Source organism: Niastella populi, assembly GCF_002078015.1.
Lineage (GTDB): Bacteria > Bacteroidota > Bacteroidia > Chitinophagales > Chitinophagaceae > Niastella > Niastella populi.
In genome coordinates this window covers 32,989-59,436 of record NZ_LWBP01000204.1, presented here as the reverse complement: position 1 = coordinate 59,436, position 26,448 = coordinate 32,989, and the positions used below count along the sequence as shown (strand labels likewise).

Here is a 26,448-nt window from a genome sequence, read left to right as displayed (position 1 = left end):
GTTTAAACCTCCCAACTTACCAACTGAATAACGCACAACTGAAAAACTTTTCCCCCGCCAACCCGTCAACATTCCAACCTATACAAGCGGCTACAACTGTCTCAATGACAGCATTATACCTCCATTACCAATAATTGAACCTATTCGGTCAATAAGTGAACCCCTTCCCCGTCATGATAAAATAGCTTTGAACAGGTAATTGCTAAAGCCGTATGAAAGAATACTCTTCTTACAAGTAGTGTCTTTTCCACGCCTCATGCTTTCACCTTTCGGGGAACACCCTCCCAACCAAATCCCCGGCTTATTATTCCTCATGTTTAAAACACAGCTTGCTTATGAGAGCGATTTATGTTCTTTTATTCCTGATCTGTAGCGCTGCTGTAGCTACGGCACAAACCAAAACGATTACCGGTACGGTCAAAGACGACAAAGGCGAACAGGTTCCCGGGGCTACCGTCACCGGCAAAGGCACCCAGTTGGGCACCACCACCAACACCGAAGGCGCCTTCCAAATTACTTTACCGCAAACCGTAACCAGCCTCGTCATTACCCATAGCACCATGCAAACCCGGGAAGTGGCGCTGATCGACGGGCAAACCAACATCGACATTATTCTGAAAGCATCCACTACCAATTTGAACGAAGTGGTGGTTATCGGTTACGGAACCGTAAAACGGAAAGACCTTACCGGCTCGGTAGGTTCCGTTTCGGGTAAACAACTGGCGGCAGTTCCGGTGGCCAATGCGGCCCAGGCCCTGCAGGGCAAAATTCCCGGCGTAAGCGTTACCGCCCAGGATGGACGCCCCGATGCGGCGATGTCGGTGCGCGTTCGCGGCGGCAGTTCCATCTCCAACAGCAACGAACCGCTGTACATCGTTGACGGATTTCCCGTTTCGAACATCAACGACATTCCCGCCTCGCAGATCGAAAGCATCGACGTGTTGAAAGATGCCTCTTCCGCCGCCATTTATGGCGCCCGCGGCGCAAATGGCGTTGTGATCGTTACGACAAAAAGCGGCAAAAACGGCAAATTCACCATCAGCTACGATAACTATCTGCAATACAACAAGGCCACCAAATATCTGGAAACCATGGGAGCCTATGATTATATCGCCTACAACTGGGCCTATGCCAAAAGCATCAGCAATGCCTACGCATCTGCCTGGGAACGCCTCTGGGGTATTGGCAGTTTCGCGGCCCAATACAACAATACCGAAGGCATAGACCATTATAAAAATGTAGGCGCTACCAACTATTCAAAAGAAGCGTACTCCAACTCTTTCTCCCATAACCATAACCTGAGCATCAGCAACGGCAACGACAAAACCAGGTACATGCTCACCCTGAGCTACCTCGATAATGAGGGCATGAAGATCAACAGCTGGTTCAAACGCGCCAATGCCCTGTTCAAGATAGATCAGAAAATTGCCCGCAACCTTACCTTCTCGTTCGATGGCCGCTATGCAGATATTCAGAAGATGGGCAATGAAGGCACCACGAATGGCAAGGGGTCTATACTTTCTTCCTCCTACCAGTTCAGGCCCATTGCCACCAGTGATGTGCTGGGCGAGCTCGACGATAGAAAGAATACACAGATCGGTTTGTACGACAGGCTGTTGCAGGACCAGTACAACCCGGTTGAGCTCATGAAAGATTACCTGCCGCTGTCGAAGGAAAGATCGTTGCGCGCCAATGCCGCTCTTTCATGGACCATCATAAAAGGGCTTACGGCCAGAAGCGAGTTCGGTTACAACCGGTTCTTCAACCGGGGCAAAACATGGTCGGGCGCCGTTTACAATAACTACCTCGATGCCGATGGCAATAAAACCTTTGGCGGCAACGCTTCCATTTCAAGTTCTGAAGGCTGGGGCTATCGCTGGGTGAATACATTGACGTACAACGTAACCGGACTGGGTGAAGCGCATAGCCTGAATGTAGTTGTTGGACAGGAAGTAATGAACAACCACAACGAAGCAACCACCATGACGGGCAACAAATACCCGGCGGGTTTTGACGCCGACCAGGCTTTCGCCATGATAGACCGCTATCTGCCAATGACCGGTTCCATCGTCAACTTCGGTATCAGCTCCAGCGTTTCGTTCCCCAATAAATACAACTCGTATTTCGGTCGCGCCAACTATACGCTGCTCGATAAATACCTGTTTACCTTCACCATGCGCGCCGATGGTTCTTCGCGTTTTGCGCCAACCAAACAATGGGCTTATTTCCCCGCCGCCGCATTCGCCTGGCGTACATCGGATGAAGAATTCATGAAAGACATTACCTGGCTGAATAACTTAAAACTGCGCGCTTCATTTGGTACGGTAGGTAATGACGGCATCAGTCCCAACGAATGGCGGCAGCAATGGTCATCTACCGGGCTTACGCAATGGAGTATAAACGAGATCCGCCAGATCGGTTATACCACATCGGGCAACCTTGCCAATCCCAACCTTGTTTGGGAAACCGCAACCACCCGTAACCTCGGGATCGATTTCGGAATTTTCCAGAACCGCATTTACGGTACCATCGACCTTTATAAAAACACTACCAAAGATGTACTGCTGCTTTCTACCTTAAATCCCATTTCGGGTTTTGGTACCGGCATCGAGAATGTGGGCAGCATCAGCAACCGCGGTATTGAATTATCTCTGGGCGGCGACATCGTTAACGCCAAAGACTTCAAACTATCGGCCAGCATGAATATCAACTTCAACAGGAGTAAGATTGAACAACTGGCGCCCGGCGTTACCGGTTTATATAAATCGCAATGGGGTTCAACCGTTACACAACCCAACACCGGTGATTATATCTTAAAGGTTGGAAGCCCCGTTGGGCAGGTACGCGGTTATGTGTACGACGGCTGGTATACGACCGATGATTTCACTTATGCCAATGGCGTATACACGTTGAACAAAAGCGCCGACAATCCAGATATCGGCGCCGGTATTGTCGGTACCGTATTTGGCACTACCACCAACAAACCCGGCGGACAGGTTGCGCACCCCGGGGTGGTTAAATTCAAAGACCTTACCGGCGATGGCATAGTTAATGAAAAAGACGTTACCACTATCGGCGATATGACGCCTAAACATACCGGCGGCTTCAATGTCAACGCTTCTTATAAAAATTTCGACCTCGCACTTAACTGGAACTGGAGCTACGGCAACCAGATCTATAACGCCAACTACCTGGCAGCCTTTACCGGCAGCAAAGAAGATGGTTTGTACAGGAACCGGTTGAACTATTTGTCAACCTCATATAAACTCTACGACATCCAGAACGGGCAACTGGTACGGGTTACCGACCCGGCTGCATTGAAGGCGCTGAACGCAAACGCCACTACCTTCCTGCCCTTCCAGGAAAACCCGGTGGTTTCATCACTCGGTATTCAGGATGGCTCTTTCCTGCGTTTGAATACAGTTACCATTGGTTATACATTGCCAGCCAGCCTCATCAGTAAAATAAAACTTTCACGCATTCGCATTTACGGCGCTATTTACAACGCATTGACGTTAACCAGCTACCCCGGTCTCGACCCTGAGGTGAACACGAATACATCGCAGGGTAATGCGGCGTATCCAACGCTTGGGCTCGACTGGGGTTCTTACCCGCGTGCCCGTTCATTCACTGCCGGCGTAAATATTGAATTTTAAAAACCACCGAAACGACTTCATATGAAAAGGATAATATTAATAGTAAGTGGCTTGTTGTTGACAGGGATCATTGCCTGCAAAAAAAGTTTTCTTACCGCCGAATCACGTTCGGCTGTAGATACTGAGTTCGTTTTTTCATCAACCGGCGAAGCATTTGGCGCACTGGTAGGCTGTTACGATCTGTGGCGCACCAGCAACGGCGGTATGTTCTACGATATCGATGCCGTAGGCTCCGATGCCGAAACACACCCCGAAGCATACGATGCGCAGTTGCGGCACATACCGGAAGGCTTATACGCTTCAGAGATCGCGCTCGATTATGCCAGCTCATTGAACATGTGGGGCAATATGTATAAAATTGCCAACCGCGCCAATATGATCCTGGAAGCCATTGCCAAAAAAGAAGAATACAAAGCGGCTGTGGCGCAGAATAAACCCAACGACTGGACACAGATGTATGGCGAAGCCGCCGTTTTCCGTGCATTTGTTTACCATAACCTCATTCGCTATTTTGGCGATGTTCCTTATACCCAACAGGTAATTACCTCAACCAAACAAACCGATACCGCGCAGCTTGTTTCACGCGATCTCATCTATGACGGCGAACTGGCCAGCCTGGCAAAAGTGGCGCCGCTGATGTATAAACTGGGGGAGAGCGGCATCAATGCAGAAAGGTTCTCCCAAACATTTGCGTATGGCCTTGCCGGTAAAATGGCCATGTATGCAGGCGGTTATGGTTTACGCCGCACTAATTTTGATTATAGTCCCGTTACCTTTACCCAACTGGGTTCAGAAAAATGGGAAGCAAAATACGTTCGCCGTACCGATTATAAAAAGTATTATGAACTGGCTAAAACGTACCTGAAAGCTGCCATGGATAATGCCGCCAGTGCATACCTGATCACTACCGATTCCCGCGGCGCCGGTTACAATAACCCGTTCCAGATGAATTTTCAATACAACATGAACCTGGTGGTTAGCCCCGAGTCGTTGTTTGAAATAGGAGAAACGCAGGCCCAGTTCAGCGAGCGGCCCTATGCATTCGGCCGCCCTTCGAACGGAGGCAGCGCCAACTCATACCCTAATAAAGCATATGGTCAAAGCCGCATGCATCCCTCATTTTACTATGGCGATTACGATCCCAAAGACCTGCGTCGCGACGTAACCGTAGCCGTTACCGCCAACTCAGGCACCTGCTCTGAGGTCCTGATCGACTTTACACCCGGCTCACGCGATAAAGGCGGTTTGGCCAATAACAAATGGGACGAAAGCCGCATGCCTAACCCGTATACATTAAGCCAGCGCCAGGCCGGTGTTAACTGGACGATGATGCGGATGGCCGATGTTATTCTGTTGTTATCGGAAGCCTATGCCGAACTGGGCGATGAGGGTGCAGCCAAAACCGAGTTGACGAAAGTTAGGGCACGCGCTTTTGCCAGTGCCGACCAGGCCGGCAAGGTAACCGCTTATATCGGCGGCCTGTCGGGCGATGCGTTGAAAGAGGCCATCTTACAGGAACGCAAGCTCGAATTTGCCGGTGAAGGGTATCGCCGTGAAGACCTGATCAGGAATGGCAAACTGCCTCAAAAAATAAAGGAATTAAGGGATGCACAAATAGCAATGGTGAACGACCTGAAGAACAAGAATTATCATGTATTCGCCAATGGCAATGAAATACCCGGTTATATTTATACAAAGAGCGTGAACGTAGCTTCACTGGGTATGACGAAAATGCTCACCACCCAAAACACCGTAGCGGAAACCGATGCTACATATCCCGTGCGCTTCCCAGGCTGGCGGGGCAACTCCGATGCCTGGAGCCAGTTCACCGCTTCATCGGGCAACCGCAATCTTGCGATACAGGGATTGTTCAAATTCATTGATTCAACAAGTGCAGAAGGCCTGGCACTGAAAGCGAACGGATATAAAGTAACACCCTGGGGCAGCAATATTGTAGCCAATGAACCGCAGTATACAAGCAATATTTTTAAAGGATACCCCGATGCGTATTATACCGCGGGTGTTCCGCCCCGTTATTTATTCCCCATACCAACGGAATCGATCACCAAATCGACTGTGGTCACGAACGGATACGGGTTTAAATAATTAGCTGATGTGCTGATTTGCCAATGGAATACAATTAAGGGAAGCCTGCCTGCACTCAACAGGCAGGTTTTCATTTTACGACTGCCGGTTCACCATTCACGTATCAACCGCCAATAAACACCATTACGCTGATGAAACGAACGTAGGCCTGCCTCTACCTTTTTTATGCCCGTGCAATAATCATGCACGGGTATTTTTTTGCTGGCATAATAGTTTGTGATGGTAACATCCCGGCTGCGCTAAAGCTTAGGCGGCCGAAGTAAAAACCAAATAAAACAGTTATGCCAGTAAAAAAGAACAAACCTGCGGCAGAGTCGGCCGAAACAAAAAAAGATGCCGACCTCAATCCTGACAAAGAAAGATCCGATGCTCAGTTAATGACCACCAACCAGGGTGTAAAGATCAATGACGATCAGAATTCATTGAAAGCCGGCGAACGCGGCAGCACACTGATGGAAGATTTTATTTTCCGGGAGAAAATGACGCATTTCGATCATGAGCGCATACCCGAACGCATCGTTCATGCAAGAGGATCAGCCGCACATGGTTTCTTTAAATTATATGAATCACAGGCGGGCCTCACCAAAGCTAGGTTCCTGACCGACACTTCCGTTGCAACACCCGTATTCGTTCGTTTTTCAACAGTGGCCGGTTCCCGCGGTTCAACCGACCTCGCCCGCGATGTACGCGGTTTCGCGGTGAAGTTCTATACCGAGGAAGGCAATTTCGACCTGGTAGGCAATAACATGCCGGTTTTTTTTATACAGGACGCCATAAAGTTCCCCGACCTCATACACGCCGTAAAACCGGAACCGCATCATGAAATGCCGCAGGCAGCATCGGCGCATGATACGTTCTGGGATTTTATTTCACTGATGCCCGAAAGCACCCATATGATCATGTGGCTGATGAGCGACCGCGCCATACCGCGCAGCTATCGTATGATGGAAGGTTTTGGCGTACACACTTTCCGCCTCGTGAACGATGCCGGCATCGCCCATTTTGTAAAATTTCACTGGAAACCTTTGCTGGGCGTTCACTCCGTAGCATGGGATGAAGCGCAGAATATTTCAGGTAAAGACCCTGATTTTCATCGCCGCGACCTGTGGGAAGCCATTGAAAGCGGCGCCTATCCCGAATGGGAACTGGGTATACAGGTAGTGCCCGAAAAAGATGAACACAAATTCGAGTTCGATCTACTCGATCCTACCAAGATCATTCCCGAAGAACTGGTGCCGGTAAAACGCATTGGCAAACTCACGCTGAACCGTAACCCGGATAATTTCTTTGCAGAAACAGAACAGGTGGCTTTTCATATTGGCAATGTTGTACCCGGCATCGATTTTACCAATGACCCATTGTTGCAGGGACGTTTATTCTCCTATACCGATACCCAACTGATTCGCCTTGGCGGACCTAACTTTCATGAAATACCTATCAACCGACCCATTGTACCCATACACAACAACCAGCGCGACGGGTATATGCGGCAGCAGATAAATGTAGGGAAAACAAGTTACCATCCCAATTCCATTGGCAGCGGCTGCCCCTTCCAGGCGGGTAAACTGCAGGGCGGATTTACTGCCTATGCCGAACGAATAGACGCCAGCAAGGTAAGAGCAAGAAGCAAAAGCTTCCGCGATCATTTCAGCCAGGCCAAATTGTTTTATAACTCTCAATCTGATCCCGAAAAAGATCATATGGTAGATGCTTTTTCATTTGAGCTGGGTAAAGTGGAGATCAAGGAAGTTCGCGAACGCATGCTGGGCATTTTGTCGTTGGTTGATATGGGGCTCGCCAATCGCGTGGCGCGCAATCTGGGCCTGAACGTACCCGAACCGGAAAGACCCATCAACAAAAGCGTACCCGCCGATGGCAACAGCGAAGATTTTGAACCATTGACTGATGTAAAAAGTTCAGTTGACAAATCGGCTGCACTCAGCATGGCCAATACGGTGAAAGATTCTATCAAAACCCGGAAGATCGCCTTCCTGGTCGATGAAGGAGTAAACGACGATTCGGTTGTAACCATGCAGGATATGCTGCTCGACCAGGGTGCCGTGGTAGAACTGATTGGTCCGCGGCTGGGAACAATCACGGGCCAGAACAATACCATTATACCGGTAAATAAAAGTTTACTTACCGCCGCTTCGGTATTTTATGATGCGGTATATGTGCCAGGCGGCGCCAACAGCATAGGTTCACTGGCCAAAGACCCACAGGCTATACATTTCTTAAATGAAGCATTTAAACATTGTAAAACCATTGCCGCCGATAGTGATGCAGCAACTGTTTTACAACAAACATATTTTGCCCGGAGGGTGCCAACGGAACCAACTACAGATAATAAAGCTGTGGACGAAGGCCTCATCATACATAATGACATGGCAGCGCTGTCGAAGCAATTCATAGCAGCCGTGTCGAAGCACCGCTTCTGGGACCGCGAGCCGGAACGGAAAGTACCGGCTTAGGTGGCAGTAAAGCAAGGAGGCAGAAGTGGAATATCTTCTACAATAGAGCTTTGCCAATAATCAATAGGCAATGGGCAATTGGGATTGTTTTCCAGCCCGTTGCCTATTGCTTATTGCCTGTTCACTACCATTTGTTTAGAAACGTTGGTACCAATTTTTTATTGATACCCTAAAACCAACAACATGGCATCAGAGGAAAAAATATTCGACATCTCTTTCGAGTTGGATGGAACAACCTACAAAGGCTGGGTGAACCCATCGGATAAACTCAACGACGAGGGAATACCGGCATCATTCCACGTTGTTTTGAACGACACCTCTTTTGGTTACGTATCGTACAATAACACCGAATGGGCGGTGAATGAAGTCCGGCCCGAGGGATTGACAAAAAAGGTGGGAAAAGAAATTGAAAAACATTATGCCGTGTAATTACACGGCATAATGAATTAATGGGTCAGTAGTGCTTCAGCACGGTCTCGAACTCCTTCAATAACTCCCTTGTATAAAAAGATTGAATTTCGGCGGACTTTCCATCGGGCGGTTCCATTTTACCCGACTGCATTATTTTCCCCGCGTATGCAATAGTATAATAAGCAAACAACTCGTAGTTCGATTCAGGCACTTTAGAAGAATAGCCGGTAATGGAAAGGCCCCAGTCGCTGATAAATAAACGGCAAACGCCCAAAGCCATTTCATGCGCAACCTGTTCCGCCACACAGTTACAGGCAATGGCATTGATGGGATCAACATGCAGGTGACGGCTTTTCTGGCCAAGGTTATAAGCGGTTATGCCACCCTGAAAAAATTTTGAGGCATCTGTTGCCGTTGATAATTCCAGTTGAATATTTCCGGATGTTACGCTCTCCGCTACTGCAACGGATTGTTGCCGTTCAATAAGTAGTTTACCAATAGTTTGAATAATAGGGTCAGGCATGTAGCTTCTTTTTACATAAAATCAAAAATCCATGCCAACCTTATTCATTATTTACCGGGTTATGTAACAATACAATAGAGCGGGCGTCTGCAGTAATGAAATCGCCAGGTCCGTATCTTGGGCCATCGGGGGTTATCACGTTCCTGGTAGTATTGATCACTTCTATCCAGGAATCGCCAAATTTCGCCGATGGCAATTTGTACTGAATGGTTTCTGACGTGCCGTTAAAAATGACATAAAAGTTATCGTCCTTGATCTTTTCGCCTTTGGCGCTGGTCATGTCGAGATCGGCGCCATTTAAATAAATGCCCAGCGCCCTGGCAATATCCGATTTATAGGCTTCATCTTTTATTTCATTTCCGCCGGGTAAAAACCACTCGATGTCTTTGAGGTTGATCTCTTTTATCAAATGCCCCCTGAACCAGCGGCGGCGGCAAAACACCGGATGATTACGGCGCCAGTGTATCAACTCCCGCGTAAACTGCAACATTCCCGTATCGCCATTTTGCCAGTCGATCCATGAGATCTCGTTATCCTGGCAATAGGTATTATTGTTTCCATGTTTTGTTCGGCCTATTTCGTCGCCCGACAATAACATGGGCACGCCTTGCGACAACATCAACGTGGTAAGTAAGTTCCTTTTCTGCCGGGCGCGCAATTCATTGATGCCTTTATCATCCGTAGGTCCTTCCGCACCGCAGTTCCACGATCTGTTATGATTATCGCCATCCCTGTTATCTTCTTTATTGGCCTCGTTGTGTTTATCGTTATACGATACCAGGTCATGTAACGTAAATCCATCATGCGCAGTAATAAAATTGATACTTGCCGTTGGAAAGCGGTAGTCGTTCTTATACAGGTCGGCGCTGCCGGTAAACCGTTCGGCAAACTCAACCAGTCCGCTATCGGCGCCGCGCCAGTAGTCGCGCATACAGTCGCGGTACTTTCCATTCCATTCGGCCCAGCCCGGTGGAAATTTTCCTACCTGGTAACCACCCTCGCCTATATCCCAGGGTTCGGCAATCAGTTTTACCTGTGAGATCACAGGGTCCTGGTAAATGATGTCGAAGAAAGCGCTCAACCGGTTCACATCGTGTAACTCCCGCGCCAGTGTAGCCGCCAGGTCGAACCGGAAGCCATCCACCTGCATGTCGATGGCCCAGTAACGCAGGCTGTCCATGATCAATCGCAACACACCGGGTAAATTAGCATTCAGCGTGTTACCGGTACCCGTATAATCCATATAATACCGCCTGTTTTCCGTAAGCCGGTAATAGGCTTCGTTATCAATTCCCTTGAACGATACCGTTGGCCCCATATGATTGCCTTCGGCCGTATGGTTATATACAACATCCAGTATCACTTCAATGCCCGCTTTGTGCATTTCTTTTACCATGTTCCTGAATTCATTTACCTGTTCTCCCTTTACGCCGCTGCTTGAATACCTGACATCCGGTGCAAAAAAGCCGATGGTATTGTAACCCCAGAAATTGGTAAGTCCGGCATCAACCAGGTGGCGGTCGGCCACAAAATGATGCACCGGCATAATTTCTATCGCCGTAATACCTAACTGTTTCAGATAATCGATCACCGCCGGATGGGCCAGTCCGGCATAGGTGCCGCGCAATTCTTCCGGAACATCGGGGTTCAATTTTGTGAACTCTTTTACATGTAATTCATAGATCACCGACTGATCGTAAGGAATATTTGGCTTTGGCACATCTTCCCAATCGAACTGCGGATCGATCACCACTGACCGCGGCAGAAAGGGCGCGCTGTCGATACTGTTATAGCTCAGGTCTTCAGCAGCATCGCCGATGCGGTAACCAAATACACTGTCGTGCCAGTCGATGGTTCCCGAAATAGCTTTGGCATACGGATCGAACAATAATTTATTGGGATTGAACCGTTGTCCGTTTGGCGGGTCGTAAGGGCCATTCACCCGGTAACCGTACAATTGACCAGGTTTGAGATCGGCTACATAAACATGCCATACATGATGCTCCCTTTCTTTCATTTTTATTTTAAGGTATTCCGTCTGGCTATCGAGGCTCTCGAACAAACACAGTTCAACTTCTTCAGCATGCTCGCTGTAAATGGAAAAATTCACTCCGTTCCCATCATATTTTGCCCCTAACGGAAATGCTTTACCGGGATATATACCTGAGATCACTCCGGAAGCAAGGCCTGATATTGCAGTTTTCTCAGAGGTCATAGGTTGGCTATTTTGGTTTCTCCGGTCAACAGTGCCACCGGAAATGATTTGATGATCGAATGAAGAGCAAGAGAAGAACCATTACTTTCAACAGAAATGGCTTCACCGGTAAACAGGTGGTCCCACTTTACCGGCGCCTTGTCAGGTAAAGGTAAAGATACTTTTGTCAATTGGTCACTTTTGCTACCAGCAAACGCAATCTCTGAAACCGGCGCCACCACCAGCACCCATTGGTTCTCATATTGGCGTGCATAGGCAATAATGCCGCAATCGACAGAAGCATATAACGGAATGTAAGTTCCCAGCAGGAATACCGGGGCGTATTTTCTCCGGCATTGCAATGCCTTCCAGGTAACAAAGAATTTTTCAGCGCCCATGGTGCGGTTGTTTTTGAGATGATCGAGCACCGCCAGACTCCCTTTTGCTTCCAATGCTTTTATTTCCTGCACAAATGTATGGCCTAACGCATGATCAACGGGCCGGCGATTGTCGGGGTCAACATAACTGGTATTCCACCATTCACAACCCTGGTACGTATCGGGTACACCCGGCGCCGTAAATTTTATAAGCGCCTGTGTAAGTGAAAATACATGTGCATAAGAAAGAACCGAATTGAAAAACGGCAGAAAGCTTTGTAAAAAATCATGCTGTGGTGAAAGCAACTGTTCTATAAACCGGCAACCTGCTTCTTCGTAGGCACTATCAGGGTCCTGCCAGTTGGTGTATATTTTGGCCTCCCGAACCGATTTGATGAAATAATCTTTCAGCCGGGTTATATATTCATCCGTTACTTCGCCATTTTCCGGGAACCCTGATACCAGCGATTGGTAAATAAAGTATTCATCCTGTAACATGGGTGCCTGAGCGCCGTTCCATGCCGTTTTGCATTTATTGTTCTTCTGTCGCCACGCGGCTACCTGGTGCTCCCATTCAGTCACCAGACAGGTAAGTGCATTGAGCCTGATGCGCCCGTCTTCTCCGCGTTTTGAATCGTGTGTGGAAGTTGTGTTCAACGAATACGGGTGCGTTTGCTGCCTTTGCAATATCCATCGGTGAAAATGATCAACGGAATATTGATCAAGATCGGGTGTATCACCCACCTCATTATGCGATAACAGGGCATTGTATACGTAAAAAGTAGTGTCCTCAACACCTTTAGCGGTAAGCGGACCGGTAAACTGCATCAACCTTTTTTGAAAGCAAAGGCGGTGACTGTTGATGGTAACATCAGTTGCATCAATATCCCATATCGATAAAAGACAGGCTAATGGCTCCTTCAAATGCGGAGCCCTGCGCAAGGCGTCTTCTACCGTTTCTTTTATTATCTGCTGCTCATCCGCTTCAAGCGGTCCCCCGTGGGGATATAAACGATACACAGGCATACAGCACATAAATAAGCCCAGGGCCTGTTTAATTGTTTTACGGTCGATGCCGGCAGGCGCCAATTGCAGCTCATACAGGTTGCGTACCAGGTTATCCCATTCGCCACCCATATATTTTTCAAGGAACGACTGTTTCTTTTCAAAAATGATTTCCTTATACCCGGGCAAATCAGGAAAAAGCGACCGGTAATAATGCACCATTTTCTTTGCCCCGGCCGGGTTCGTCAGTAACCAGTTCACCTGGGCACCGAATTCATAACCGGTTGTCCCCTGCAATGGCCAGGCTGCAGGCAATGATTCTCCCTCTTCCAGTATTTTTTCTACAATCAAATAACACTCGTCACCAAACAACTCGCGTAAACTGTGTATATATTCAACGGGATCGTGCAATCCATCGATATGATCGAGCCGTAATCCATGGATCACATTATCTTTATACAGATCAAACAACAGGGAATGATACTCGTTGAACACATCCTCATCTTCCATGTTGATGGCGATAAGTTCATTCACGGCAAAGAACCGGCGATAATTTATCTTTTGATTGGTTTCCTGCCACCAGCTTAACCGGTAATACTGCTTTTGTAATATTTTTTGCAGCAACTGCCCGTTGGCATTTACCTGTAATAGCAACAGTTTTATAGCTGCCGCCTCCTTCTCCGATGCCTGCAATACATGTTGTTTGTTTTCATTCCAGCTGGCCAGCGACTTGTCGCAGGTTGCGGCCGAATACAATTGCATTATCATTTCAGTTACCGGTGTAAACGCAGGATCATTGGGTAGCCCGCTTAAAAGAACTTCATAGGCACCGATAGAAAGCGGAAAAGCCTGCTGCTTGTATTTTATCTCAAACCCCCTGCAATCAAAATCCAGGCGTAATTCCTGTTGCTGCAAACAATCGGCCAAAGGTTTTCCCAACACCGGCACCATGAGGCGGCCATGCAGTTCGGGATCGGGATGCATCCAGTCGATATCGAACCAGTTAAAATATTCAGAGTAAGCGCCGCGCTCCAGCACATCGGCCAGGCGTTCATTGGCCATTGAAAAAACCATATGATTGGGCACTATGTCCTGCAGCCAGGTCATATTATTCCTTCGCAATACAGCCGTGATGTGCAGTAATTGTTCCGGCGTGCCAATTTCTTTATTGAGTGCATGCGGGTCACAAACATCGTAACCATGCGTACTGCCTGCAGCGGCTGTAAAAAACGGACTGGCGTATATGGTGGTAATGCCTAATTCGTGCAGGTATGAAATAAGTTCTGCTACGTGTTTAAAGGTGAAGGAGGCATTTAATTGTAAACGGTATGTTGATATAGGGACTTTCATAAGTTTGCTTATTCGTCTGATCGGTTTACGATTTCAAAAACAGTTGCCGACAAGGGATTCAACAGGAATGGCTCTCCGGGTTGAACCGTTGCCGTCGACAAATTACCGGGGCCTTCCCATTCCGCCCCCGAAGAATCGATCACTACATTGCAGGGAAAGCGGTTCTCATTGACGATACTTTGGGCTTCCTTACTAAAATTCAGGTAAACGATAAGCATATCTTTATTGCCATGCCGTTCAAAATGCAATACATCGTTTTTGATACGGATATTCCGCACTGCGCTGTACCGCTGAAAATTTTGCATGGCCGGCCGGCTTTTTCTAAATGCGATCAGGTGTTGATGGAAGTTGAATAACCCGGCCACTTCAGTAGCGTTCCAACTCAGTTTTGAATTATTGAATACTTCTTCCGACTGCGGATTGGGCACTTCGCCCTGCCAGTTAAAATGCGCAAATTCTCTTCTGCGCCCTTCGCACAACTGTTCTATCAAACATTCATCCGAATGACTGGTAAAGTACATGAAGGGGTTCTTTTCACCATATTCCTCGCCCATGAACAATAATGGAATATGCGGTGATAGCAGCAAGGTGGCCGCTGCAAGCTTCAATGCTTCGGGCGATAACATGGTAGCAAGCCGGTCGCCCATGAACCGGTTACCCACCTGATCGTGGTTCTGCACAAAAACAATACATTGGTTGTACGATGTATGTTTAGGTACCGTTCCAAAATAGCGTTTGCGATGAACTGAATACTGCCCGGTATATACATAGGAATGCTGTAACGAGCCGGCCAGCATTTCGAGGCTACCGAAATCTTCATAGTACCCTTCTCTTTCTCCGGTGATTACAGCATGTAAGGCATGATGAAATTCATCGACCCACTGGGCATCCATACCATAGCCGCCTTTTTCAACCGGCGTTATGTACCGGGGATTATTGAGATCGAATTCTGCGATCAACACTTTCCGGCGTTGGGTACGCTGCTCCAGTTGCCGTACCTGTTCGGTAAGCTCTTCCATGATATGCACGGCGCTATTGTCGTAAATAGCATGCACCGCATCGAGCCGCAATGCGTCTATATGAAATTCATCGAGCCACATCAATGCATTCTGTATAAAATAATTGCGAACCCCGTCGCACCAGGCACCGTCGAAATTGATGGAGTTGCTCCAGGACGCTTTATATTTTTCGGTAAAGTAAGGACCGTAGTCGGCGAGGTAATTGCCTTCAGGGCCGAGGTGGTTATATACTACATCCAGTACGACGGCTATGCCGCGTTCGTGCGCTGCATTTACGAGTTGCTTCAGATCGTCGCGCGTGCCATAGTCTTTGTGTACGGCAAACGGGTAAACGCCATCATATCCCCAGTTGTGATGCCCCGGAAACTGAGCTATGGGCATGATCTCGATGGAGGTAACGCCAAGCGATTGCAAATAATCCAGTGTTGAAATAATTCCCTGAAAATTGCCGGAGTTGGTAAAAGTACCGGTGTGTAATTCATAAATGATCATTTCGGCAGGCTCGATGCCATGCCATTGATCATCGGTCCAGGCAAAAGCGGTATGTACCACCGCGGAAGGCCCATGCACGCCGCCGGGTTGCCAGCGCGATGCCGGGTCGGGCCGCAGCAATTTGCCATCTATTTGATATAAATATTGCATCCCTGGAGTTACACGGTCTACATTTACACACCAATAGCCCTGCCCATCATTTTCCATAGGCCATGTAACTTCAGGCGATGCCTGTACAACCAGGTTTACTGAATTGCACAAGGGCGCCCATACAGTAAAGGAGCATTGTCCGTTTTCCTGCAGTAACGCACCTAATGAGGTATATTTATTGATCAAGGTGTTTTTTAACATTATTGAAAATCACATGCCAGTAACATATACCTGTATAAGGTCAGCCATCTTTTACGCTGCCCATGGATCCAGAACAACTTTTACGCAATTGTCTTCTTTCTTTTTGAACATGGAATAGCCGTCTGCAACCTTTGTAAGTGGCAGGCGATGCGTTATGATATCATCTAATATGACTTTCCCTTCTCTAACATACTGCAACAGTGTGTCAATATGCCGGTGAGCCGGCGCCTGACCGCCCCGCAGCGTCAGCCCTTTATCGAAGAACTGGCCAACCGGGAAGTTATCGTACGTTACCGGGTAAACGCCCAATACCGGTACGATGCCATTTCGCCTGACGGCGCTCATACACGCTTCCAGTACTTTTGGCGAGCCTTTTTCAAGATTGATCACCGCTTTCGCCCGGTCGAGAAAAGTCCGGTCAGGTTCAAAACCTACCGCTTCAATACATACGTCGGCACCCCGGCCTTTCGTAGCCGCCCTTATGGCTTCGATGGCATTTTTACCATCTTCTTCCCAAAGAATAGTTTCCGCATTGGCGGCTTTTTTTGCCATATCGAGCCGGTATTGTATGGTATCGACAATGAGCACCCGCGCTGCTCCACGCAGCCACGCTGCTTTGGCAGCCATAATGCCTACGGGGCCTGAACCGAAAATGGCAACCGTTTCACCCCCTTTAACTTCACCCCAGTCAACACCCGAATAGCCGGTGGGAAAAATATCGGTGAGAAACAACACCTGCTCATCGGTTAAATTATCAGGCACCAGGCGCGGACCAAAATCAGCATAGGGCACACGCACGTATTGCGCCTGACCGCCATCGTACCCGCCATACAGATCGGTATAACCGAACAGGGCGCCGCCTTTTTCTTCGAAGATGCCGCCTTCGGGGCCATACCTGGGGTTACTGTGCTCGCAATTACTTGGGTAGCCATGATCGCAAAAGAAACAATGGCCGCAGGCTATGGGGAACGGCACCACCACCCGGTCGCCTTTTTTTAAATTGGTAATGGCTTTACCCGTCTCTTCAACTATGCCCATAAACTCATGCCCCAGCACCATGGGCCGTGGTTGCGGAACCCCGCCTGAATAAATATGCAGGTCAGACCCGCAAATAGCGGTTGCCGTTACTTTAAGAATAACATCGCGGTCGTCTTGTATACCGGGATCGTCTACATTGTCGCAGGTAACCTTACCCGGAGCGTGAATCACTGCTGCTTTCATTTGTTTTATTTTATTTTTTTTCGCAGGATAATACTTACTATCCGATGCTGTTACTATGGATGGTTTATATTTTATCTCTTTTCATTTGCCGGTGCCTGTTTTTTATTCATGTTGTCAGCGGCCGCACTATCGGGCATCATATTACTCATGGCAACATTCACTTTATTCTTAAAGCCCGAAATAACCATATCGTCGCCACGCATAAGCGCTTCATACCCGTCTTTCGCCACCTTAACGGGATCATCGAGCTTGCCTTCCTGAACGATCTTAGACGCTTCCATTTCGGCGGTTTTAAAGAATTCGGTATCGGTTGCACCGGGCAGCAACGCGGTAAGCGTTACACCGGTATCCTTTACCTCGTTGCGAACCGCTTCTGTAAAGGATTGTACAAAAGCCTTGGTTCCATGATAAACCGATTGCCATGGACCGGGCGCCTTACTGGCAATGGAAGACAGATTGAGAATTCTTCCGGTACCCCGTTGCAACATTTCCTGCAGGAACAATTTGGTAAGAACAACCAGTGAAGAAATATTCAGTTGAATAATGTCGAGCTCCCGGTAAATATCGGTTTCTGCAAATTCGCCGTATTGCCCTTGTCCGGCATCATTCACAAGAATGTCAACAGTGAGCCCGCGTTGCTTTATTTCATCGAACAGTTCAAACGGGCTTTCCTTCAGGAACAGGTCTTTCGATATGGTGATCACATCAACGCCCAACGCCTGTAACTCGCGGGCTGTTTGTTGAAGTTTGTTTTCATCCCTGGCTACCAGAATGAGGTGATGCCCGTGATAAGCAAAAACTTTTGCCAGCTCATAGCCAATACCTTTCGTACCGCCAGTGATGAGCGCGTAGGTCCTTTCTTCCATAAAAATATTATTGAGTAATTAAATACCCGGTAAAAAAACGATGGTGTATGTGGAGAATTTGGATTCCCCAACTGCTACCGGGCCTTCAAATAATTTTACTGTAGTGGCATTTAGAACATGAAGCGCATTATTATTGCCGCAAAGGATGTGCCATGGGGAGAACAATAAGCAATTGACAATGGCAAAACGAATGCAAAACACAAGACAAAAAAAGCAGGGCTTAAAACACAACAAGGCAAAGTATAAGAATAAAATATAAAGCGGGTGAAGAATAGAAACTCTATTCAACACCCGCCATATACTCTTCACAGGTTCCTATTGCACAATCAACTGCTGCGATTGATCGGTTTTCGTATTCTTAATTTTTATAAGATAAGTTCCTGCGGTAAGGAATTTTGGTTCTATTACATACCGCATACCCGTGGTGGTTGCTTCCATTACTTTGGCGCCCTGTAAATTAAATACAGAGATGGTTGTTTTTTCATCGGCCTCGTTCAGGAAATGGAGCGTTACGCGGGTGTTCAGCCGCGCGGGGTTGGGATATACCTGCATCTTTACCAGGCTGCTGTTTCCGGTGATGCGGGTTGCGGGTACATCATGCGCACAATACTTCGACCAGTCGATGCCAACTGTTGCTTCCGGCGCCGTTGTTTCAGTGCGGGCCGATGACAGCGTGGCCGATTGATACCAGCGGGTATTCACACTCGCTGTGCCGGTAACACCGGTCACCAACCGTAGCCGGTAATCGTAATGCGCCTTGCGGGTAGCCTCGCCGTTATAGATATAATCGGTATTGGTGATAACCGCTATAACAACATTATTGGCCGGTGGCGAGGTAAGGTTCAATGTACAGGCGCCGCTGCTTACAGGCGTACTGTACACAGGCACTCCGGTTGTTGTACGGTACACAAGTTGACAGGTCATGTTTGCTCCAATGGGTTCAAAATTAACCGTAACGGTATTGCCGCTTATAGTAAGCGGTATCTGGTTGGCACCTGACCATCCGGGTAAGGTAATGGGATCGGGCGTAAGCAGTCCGCCATTATTGGTTGTTTTTACATAAGGGGTAGCCGTCCATACGGGCGGGTTCATCCATGACGGCTGCCATTCGGCGCCAATAGATTGTCCGAAGTGTGCATTCAGTAATGCCAGCACCGCATTCTTCCAGGGGCCAAAATCAACCAGCGCCTGTTTGGCCCTGTATTCTGTAATTAACCGACGGGTTTGGGCAGCACCTAAACCACTGGCAATACCTTCCAGTACGCGGGTGGGTGAATAACGCCAGATCCAGGGCACGGCGCCATCGCCCAATGTATTACCGAGGAAGGTAGGGAACGAACTGCTGTACTGATGCCCGCCTAAATAGGTGCGCCAGGTACAGATCTGCTGATTGCCATTGAACATATTCACGCCTTCTGCCGATGGGCCGCCAAAGCTGCCATCCTGCAACCAGCCGCTGTAACACTCGATGGGCATAAAGGGCGCAATGAAATCGGTGCCGTTCAAATCGCCCATTGAGCTGAAGTTGTTACTTCTTCGCGCATCGGCGGTTTGCTGTAACCATACATTACCGCCTTCATGGAACCAGGCCGATTGTTTAACACCGGGCAGGTCGGCCAGCAATGCATGGATGCCCTCATGCGTCATAGCGCCCTTTTGAAACTCGCGGTCGCTAAAAGTGCAGGCCGGGTCGAAACTATATACCGGGTAATAGGAAGCCAGGATCATAGGCCAGCTTCTTCCATTATAATTGATGGCGCTTTGCCAGCCGCCCAACGCGGTATTAGGTGCATTGTCGGTGCACAGGCCCGAACCATATAAATAAACCGAGCTGCGGTAACCGTTCTTTGCCCGCAGATCGGGCGGCCAGCCCATTTGATCGCGGAAATATGCAAAATCAGCGTTCAACCTTGCCAGCAACGGCGTGATGGCATTGGTGGTCACCAGCGAATTTTTGTTTGGGCCCCAACGGAAACACCACCAGTTCGACGACTGGGTGCCTGCCACCTGCGGACAATCGTTCAAAACGTTTGTTGGTGCAGGTAAGCTGGGAAATTCTGTTCTGAAATTATAACTGATGTTTGGTGAATACGCCGGCCAGGTATAGGGGGAACCGTTTCCACCCCCTCCACCGCCCCCAACAACGGTGCCCAACACCCGCCATTCGAGCATACCGGTGCTTTGGGCGGTGTTCAGCATTGTTACCCGTAAGCGGCTCATGTTAATATTATTTACCGCAAGCGTATTGAACGCATTGGTTACCAGCGGAACGTTGCCGATGTGCACCCATGCCGATCCGTTCCAGTATTCTGCATAGGCCGTGGTTGGTGTTAACACCCCTCCCCCGTCGTTGAACCAGTACACCTGAATGGATGTCACCGCATACGTTTGCGACCAGTCGTACTGCACCCATTGCAATGAATTGGGATTGTTCCAGTTGCCGTAGGCGCCGTTCGATTTGTCATTCGAACCGGCCGGGGTAAACCCGTCGTTCAGCGCGGCAATGGTTTCCCAGGGCGATACGTATGAAGTGGTGGCAACCGCGTTTGGCGCAATGTTGGTTTGCGCCCCGCTTTCGAGCGGAGCCATGGTTACGCACAGGCATGCGACGATCAGAGAAAATTGAATTTTCTTCATACAATAAAGTTTTAAGTGAAAAAGAAAAAAATCTAACAGAAGAGTGAGAGGGGAAGTCTTCGGACGGTAATCATACCGGGGACAAATATACTAAGACACGAAAAGACGGGGCATTCAGAAATTAACCCCTTGTTGTTAGAAAGTAGCGTATTTTGTAGCACACTTATTCATAAAAAAAGCTCCCCGGCGTGGGAAGCTTTTATTAATGTTCCAAAAACAATTACGCAATTGGTATTGTCTTTGACGTTTGTTTTACTTTTTCATTTTTGGGTAACGTCACATGCAGGATGCCATTCTCGTAATGTGCAGAAATGTTATTCGTATCTATCGCTTCGTTCAGTTGAAAGCTGCGGCTGAACGAACGCATGCGGTATTCCTGCCTTATATAGCCTTCCTGCATAGTTGAATCTTTTGTTTCATTTTTTTCTTCAAACGAAACGGTCAACATGTCGCCCGAAACGTTTAATTGAAAATCTTCTTTACGTAAACCTGGCGCCACCAGTTCCATTTCATAAGTACTATCAGTTTCCCGCAGGTTAACAGGTACTTTTGTAATGCGATTTACATCGCCATTGAAGCCCCAGAAAGCATCATCGAAAAAGCGGGATAAATTATTCTGAAAGATCTGATCTACCACACTTCCAAAGTTGGCTGGTTGGCGACTATTGTCTTTTTTAAGAATGTTTGCCATAGATCCTCCTCTTTTTTTAATGGTAATATGTTAGAATATTAATAAGAATTGAGATTATAGTACAGTGGCTAAAAAATAATAAACGGGTTATTGTCCTGGTCATCGTTCCGGATGCAGCGGATCAAATAAGTTGTATAGAATTTAACCGGCAGCCAAAACTGATGGTACCAATTGCTTAAAGTAGATCTCATAACTATTATACATTATAAGTTTTACGCAATAAGTTGTCAGTACAGGAGAAAATGAATTCCGGGCCGATGGGCGGCGGTTTTGCTGCCACGCAGGTATGCAGCAGGATCAACTCGGTATTGTTTGCCATGATATTATGTTTTTGAATGATTTACTAAACAAAAGCATAAAATGGTAATACAATTATTTCTATAACCTTTTTCAAGTTATATGCCATTTGGCCAAGGACATATACCGGCTAAAAATTTGTCATTTTTTATGTAAGAAGTTCAGCAACCGCAGCTGGCGCAGTTGAAAATTTGACAGGGTCACCATTCTTAAGGCTGGTGCTTTGCGTACCTGCCAACTATTTCTCCCCCACCGGGAGGGGCAGGGGAGTATTCTCCCGTTTTCACACTACATTTGCAGCCTTTAAATCAGGAAAGCGTATCATAAATGCCCGGGGGATTTCGTTAATACCTGCTCAGTTACAATGAGTTCTGTATAAACGGCCCATTTAGTGCCAAAATCTGCCAGATCCCTGATTTTGCAGGTTTACAGGTGTAACCGGGGGTTTATAGAAAACTTTCATAAAAAATCCTTCATCCCTTAATTTTACAGCTTATTATCACTGCCTATGCCGCAAGATAAAAACCGTCAGTTCCTGGATTTTGAAAAACCGATCAAAGACCTTTTTGATGATATAGAAGGCTTGAAGCAAAAGGCCGAAAAGAGTAAACTTGATCTGACTGACCCTATTAAGAAACTGGAAGAGCGTGTGCTGGAGACCCGTAAGGCCATTACGCAAAACCTTACGCCCTGGCAAAAAGTGCAGTTGAGCCGTCACCCCGACCGTCCTTATACGATGAAATATATCTCCAAACTCTCAACCGATTTTGTTGAGCTGTTCGGAGACCGCAATGTAAAAGATGATAAGGCCATGGTAGGCGGTTTCGCCAACCTCGATGGCCAGACAGTAATGATAATCGGTCAGCAAAAAGGTATCAATACCAAGGCACGCCAGTTGCGTAATTTTGGTATGGCTAATCCCGAAGGGTACCGCAAGGCCCTGCGGCTGATGAAACTGGCTGAGAAGTTCGACAAACCGATCATTACGCTCATCGATACGCCCGGCGCCTACCCCGGTCTTGAAGCCGAGGAAAGAGGCCAGGGCGAAGCCATTGCCCGTAATATTTATGAAATGATGCGGTTGAAGGTGCCGGTAATTTGTGTGATCATTGGCGAAGGTGCATCGGGCGGTGCTATGGGTATTGGCGTTGGCGATAAAGTATATATGCTGGAAAATACCTGGTATACAGTTATTTCGCCCGAAAGCTGCAGCTCAATTCTGTGGCGTAGCTGGGATCAGAAAGAAAAAGCAGCCGAACAGTTAAAACTCACTGCCGATTATATGTATGAATTTGGATTAATTGATGGTATCATTCCAGAGCCCGTTGGCGGCGCACACTGGGATTATGATGAAGCCGCAGGCTTGTTAAAGCCTTACCTCATTAGCACCATCAACGAGCTGAAACAGATGGATCCTGAAGAACGTGTTCGAAAGCGAATCGATAAGTTTAACAAGATGGGCTTCTGGGATGAATTGCCAGCTTAGCAGCCCCGGGTGGCTCGCCTGATAACCGGCACCTGCTGATCGGAATTATAATTAAGGCAGTAATTCTTTATTATGAGTTGCAGTAACTCTGCTCAGCATCGTTGCCCGCGCGAATGACCGGTTTCACTCACTTGTTCATCCTTATCTCTACTCAGCAATTCCAAACGTTAACAGGTTTCCCTTAAAGCGGGACTCCTTAAATCTAAAATCTGCAATTTTCAATCTGAATTATCATGTCTCTTCGTCAATCATTATATGGCACCGGCGTGGCGCTGGTAACCCCTTTCAAATCAAATGGAGAAGTTGATCTTGACGCGTTAAGTAAAATCATCGATTTCGTAATCAATGGCGGTACTGAATACGTAGTAACCCTTGGTACAACCGGCGAAACTCCAACACTTAGTAAAGAAGAAAAGATCGCCATCGTTCGCTTCACTTATGAAAAAGTGAATGGCCGGGTTCCCATTGTAGTTGGTATTGGTGGTAACGATACTGCTGAATTAATAAAAGAGCTGGAAACTTTTCCTTTAGATAAAGCAACCGCAGTGCTGAGCGCCAGCCCGTATTACAACAAACCTTCCCAGGAAGGCATTTTCCAGCATTACAAGGCGCTGGCTGCGGCTTCGCCCAAACCTATTTTATTATATAATGTACCGGGCCGTACCGGTCGCAATATGACCGCTGCCACTACCCTGCGCCTGGCCAATGAAGTAGCAAACATCGGTGGTATTAAAGAAGCCAGTGGCGATATGGCCCAGTGTATGCAGATCCTGCGCGACCGTCCCGAGAACTTCCTCGTAGTTAGCGGCGACGACGCCCTTGTGCTGCCCCAGATCGCCTGCGGTATGGATGGTGTTATCAGTGTTGCCGCCAATGCCTTTCCGCAACAATTCACCCATATGGTGCGCCAGTGTTTGAAAGGTGACTTCAAAGCTGCCAAATCATTGAACGATGTGTTGATAGAAGCATACGACCTGATGTTTGCCGAGAACAATCCAGCCGGTGTAAAAGCCTTTATGACCGAACTGGAACTGCTTCAGAACAACCTCAGGCTGCCAATGGTTCCGTTGAGCGAAGGATTGTATCGGCAGGTACAGGGGTTCCTTAAAGGGAAATAGAAAATATTGAATACTAAATATTGAATGTCGAATGTCGAAGTATCGCATTCGACATTTTCTTTTACTTCAACATTGAACATTTGAAATTCGATATTCGCTATTTCTTTTGAATGGCTCTAAACGAAACGCCTTCCAGCGCCAGGCTCGTATCGGGGAATACCTCGCAGGCTTCCTGCTCGAAAACATCCAGCTTGTCGTACTTCGAACTGAAATGCCCGATCAGCAAACGGCCAACCCCGGCATTTTTGGCAATGCCGGCGGCCTGTGTGGTTGTTGAGTGAAAACGAAGCGCAGCTCTTGTATCGAGGTCCTTTAAATACGTGGTTTCATGGTATAAAAGGTCAACGCCGCGCACTTTGTCAATCAACTCTTCATCGTAAATGGTATCGGCGCAATAAGCGTATGACAAAGGTTTTACCCCCGGGTTGGTTACCCATTCATTCTTTATTAGTTCCCCTGCTTTATTCATATAATCGTCGCCCCATTTCAACCGGTCGTAAAATGCAGCGGGTATGCCATGTTCAATGGCTTTTTCAGGATTAACCCGGCGCGGCGCGCGCACCTGGTCGAACCGGAAACCCCAGCAGGGAATACGGTGTTTGGTAGGGAAACAGGTAACCCTGAACTTCTCATTTTGTACAATCACCCCTTCTTTTTCGAGCGGATAAAAATGCAGTGGATACGGCAACATGTTGGAAGCCGCTTCCAGTTGAAGGTCGAGAATTTTTTGCAGGGGAGCCGGGGCAAACAAATGCAGGTCATGCTCACGATGCAGCAAACCCATGCTGTGCAAAAGGCCCGGTAACCCAAAATAATGATCGCCGTGCAGGTGTGATATGAAGATGTAATTAATGCGTGACCAGCGAATGCGGAATTTAGCCAGCTGCTGCTGCGTGCCTTCACCACAATCAACCAGGAATAAATTATCGTCCAGCGTCACAACCTGCGACGTAGGATGCCGGTCATAGGCCGGCAAAGCAGAGTTATTTCCCAGTATAGTAACAGCCAGCATTCAATTTGTTAAGAGGTTATCACTTTGTTTAAGACGGCGTCATAAGTCATTCTGCTGCATTTCATTGTACAAATTTATGCAATAGCTGCCATTACCCGTCATGCGCTTATTATCTGTTACATGCAACTTATTACATAATACTTACAATTTTGCGCTTTATTCAATTGGCATTTTGCTTTTTTGCAAATATTTCGGCAATCAACCTTCTCCATTAAATCGCGAATTCCCTTTGCCTGCTGCCAATCGCCAACTGACTAATGACTTTTATAACGTAAATCAATACTGTCGGATTGTATTCAAAATATCGGCCAGATAGCTTTTGCCAAACAAATTCAAATGTATGAGCAAAGGGTATAAGTTGCACACCTCCCATTGCTGCCTGTAGTTCGCCGGCAATGGGAAATGATAATTATAACTTTCATAAAAGCTGGCGTCAAAACCGCCAAATAAGGTGGTCATGGCCATATCCATACTTCTATGCCCGTAGTATACGGCCGGGTCGATCAGCACGGGCTTTCCTCTTTCATCGCAAAGGAAATTGCCGCTCCACAGGTCGCCGTGCAATAATACAGGCGGCTCTGCAGGAAATATAACACTTAACTGTTGATATAATTTCTCGAACTGAGCGGCATGTGCCGGTTCAAGCAGTTGATGGCTGAGGGCCAGTTTTAACTGGGGCTGTAATCGCTGTTGTATAAAGAATTCAGTCCAGCTACCGGTGGGTGTATTATGCTGGGGCAAAGCGCCCATATAATTGTCGGAAGCCAACCCGCACCCCTCGTGCTGTACATGATGCAGGGCTGCCAGTTGCCGGCCGAAGGTTTCCCAGAAGGTATCGCTCTTTACCCCCTGTTCAATCCATTCCAGTATAAGTATCTGGTTACCGTTTTTTTGTTCATTGGCAACTATTCGGGGAACGCGAATTATCTGTTGCTGAGCCAGCAAAGCCAGTCCGTGCTGCTCGGCATCGAACATGCCGGGGAAATCGGCGAGGCTGTTGATCTTGCAAAAAAAGCTGTGCTTACTGGTCTTTATTCTATAGGTATAATTGATCGATCCACCGCCAATAGCTGTAAATGTGCCTGTATCGTTCAATATTTGCTCAATGTATGATTGAACGGATGGCGTAAGCATGGATACCGTTTATGGTTTGTTGTTATAGTTT

Annotated in this window: 17 protein-coding genes; 6 read left to right on the top strand and 11 right to left on the bottom strand. The window is 47.6% G+C overall.

What is annotated here, in order from left to right:
- The first annotated feature begins 335 nt into the window (after positions 1-335).
- The 4 genes from A4R26_RS24370 (at position 336) to A4R26_RS24355 (ending at position 8,662) form a co-directional block, all read left to right on the top strand.
- Complete coding sequence (locus A4R26_RS24370) at positions 336-3,656, top strand: SusC/RagA family TonB-linked outer membrane protein (protein WP_081169146.1); 3,321 nt, start codon at positions 336-338, stop codon at positions 3,654-3,656.
- 21 nt (positions 3,657-3,677) lie between these two features.
- Positions 3,678-5,762 carry a RagB/SusD family nutrient uptake outer membrane protein gene (locus A4R26_RS24365; RefSeq protein WP_081169145.1) on the top strand — a complete coding sequence of 695 codons (2,085 nt, stop codon included), beginning with the start codon at positions 3,678-3,680 and terminating at the stop codon, positions 5,760-5,762.
- Positions 5,763-6,043: 281 nt separating this feature from the next.
- Positions 6,044-8,233 carry a catalase gene (locus A4R26_RS24360; RefSeq protein WP_081169144.1) on the top strand — a complete coding sequence of 730 codons (2,190 nt, stop codon included), beginning with the start codon at positions 6,044-6,046 and terminating at the stop codon, positions 8,231-8,233.
- Positions 8,234-8,416: 183 nt separating this feature from the next.
- On the top strand, positions 8,417-8,662 hold the full coding sequence (locus A4R26_RS24355; RefSeq protein WP_081169143.1) for a hypothetical protein: 246 nt from the start codon (positions 8,417-8,419) through the stop codon (positions 8,660-8,662).
- 25 nt (positions 8,663-8,687) lie between these two features.
- On the opposite strand, the gene A4R26_RS24350 is transcribed toward A4R26_RS24355, so the two are convergent.
- From A4R26_RS24350 to A4R26_RS35910, 9 genes are all read right to left on the bottom strand, one after another.
- Entirely contained in the window at positions 8,688-9,167 is a 480-nt protein-coding gene (locus tag A4R26_RS24350; protein ID WP_081169142.1) for a CinA family protein, read from the bottom strand.
- A gap of 40 nt (positions 9,168-9,207) precedes the next feature.
- On the bottom strand, positions 9,208-11,382 hold the full coding sequence (glgX, locus tag A4R26_RS24345; protein WP_081169141.1) for a glycogen debranching protein GlgX: 2,175 nt from the start codon (positions 11,380-11,382) through the stop codon (positions 9,208-9,210).
- Positions 11,379-14,093 (bottom strand): malto-oligosyltrehalose synthase, encoded by a 2,715-nt coding sequence (gene treY, locus A4R26_RS24340; protein ID WP_081169140.1) that lies wholly within the window; start codon positions 14,091-14,093, stop codon positions 11,379-11,381. The genes glgX and treY overlap by 4 nt, the downstream gene beginning before the upstream one ends.
- Positions 14,094-14,101: 8 nt before the next feature.
- Positions 14,102-15,955: a malto-oligosyltrehalose trehalohydrolase gene (gene treZ, locus A4R26_RS24335; protein ID WP_081169139.1), complete on the bottom strand. Its 1,854-nt coding sequence runs from the start codon at positions 15,953-15,955 to the stop codon at positions 14,102-14,104.
- A gap of 51 nt (positions 15,956-16,006) precedes the next feature.
- On the bottom strand, positions 16,007-17,176 hold the full coding sequence (locus tag A4R26_RS24330; protein WP_081169138.1) for a zinc-dependent alcohol dehydrogenase: 1,170 nt from the start codon (positions 17,174-17,176) through the stop codon (positions 16,007-16,009).
- Between the two features lie 71 nt (positions 17,177-17,247).
- A complete protein-coding gene (locus tag A4R26_RS24325) occupies positions 17,248-18,042 on the bottom strand; it encodes an SDR family NAD(P)-dependent oxidoreductase (protein WP_081169137.1) in 795 nt (264 codons plus the stop codon).
- A gap of 315 nt (positions 18,043-18,357) precedes the next feature.
- On the bottom strand, positions 18,358-20,679 hold the full coding sequence (locus tag A4R26_RS24320; protein ID WP_081169136.1) for a T9SS type A sorting domain-containing protein: 2,322 nt from the start codon (positions 20,677-20,679) through the stop codon (positions 18,358-18,360).
- A 220-nt stretch (positions 20,680-20,899) separates the two neighbouring features.
- Positions 20,900-21,370: an Hsp20/alpha crystallin family protein gene (locus A4R26_RS24315; protein WP_081169135.1), complete on the bottom strand. Its 471-nt coding sequence runs from the start codon at positions 21,368-21,370 to the stop codon at positions 20,900-20,902.
- A gap of 196 nt (positions 21,371-21,566) precedes the next feature.
- Positions 21,567-21,689 carry a hypothetical protein gene (locus A4R26_RS35910; RefSeq protein WP_278248446.1) on the bottom strand — a complete coding sequence of 41 codons (123 nt, stop codon included), beginning with the start codon at positions 21,687-21,689 and terminating at the stop codon, positions 21,567-21,569.
- Positions 21,690-22,175: 486 nt separating this feature from the next.
- Here A4R26_RS35910 and A4R26_RS24310 point away from each other — a divergent pair, with 486 nt between their 5' ends.
- Entirely contained in the window at positions 22,176-23,153 is a 978-nt protein-coding gene (locus A4R26_RS24310) for an acetyl-CoA carboxylase carboxyltransferase subunit alpha (RefSeq protein WP_081169134.1), read from the top strand.
- 233 nt (positions 23,154-23,386) lie between these two features.
- Positions 23,387-24,271 (top strand): 4-hydroxy-tetrahydrodipicolinate synthase, encoded by an 885-nt coding sequence (gene dapA / locus A4R26_RS24305; protein ID WP_081169133.1) that lies wholly within the window; start codon positions 23,387-23,389, stop codon positions 24,269-24,271.
- Between the two features lie 97 nt (positions 24,272-24,368).
- Here the strand turns inward: dapA and A4R26_RS24300 are convergent, their stop codons facing one another.
- Positions 24,369-25,283, bottom strand: coding sequence for a ribonuclease Z (locus tag A4R26_RS24300; protein WP_081169132.1), 915 nt, complete (start codon positions 25,281-25,283; stop codon positions 24,369-24,371).
- A 276-nt stretch (positions 25,284-25,559) separates the two neighbouring features.
- Positions 25,560-26,417, bottom strand: coding sequence for a fructosamine kinase family protein (locus A4R26_RS24295; protein WP_081169131.1), 858 nt, complete (start codon positions 26,415-26,417; stop codon positions 25,560-25,562).
- Positions 26,418-26,448 lie beyond the last annotated feature (31 nt).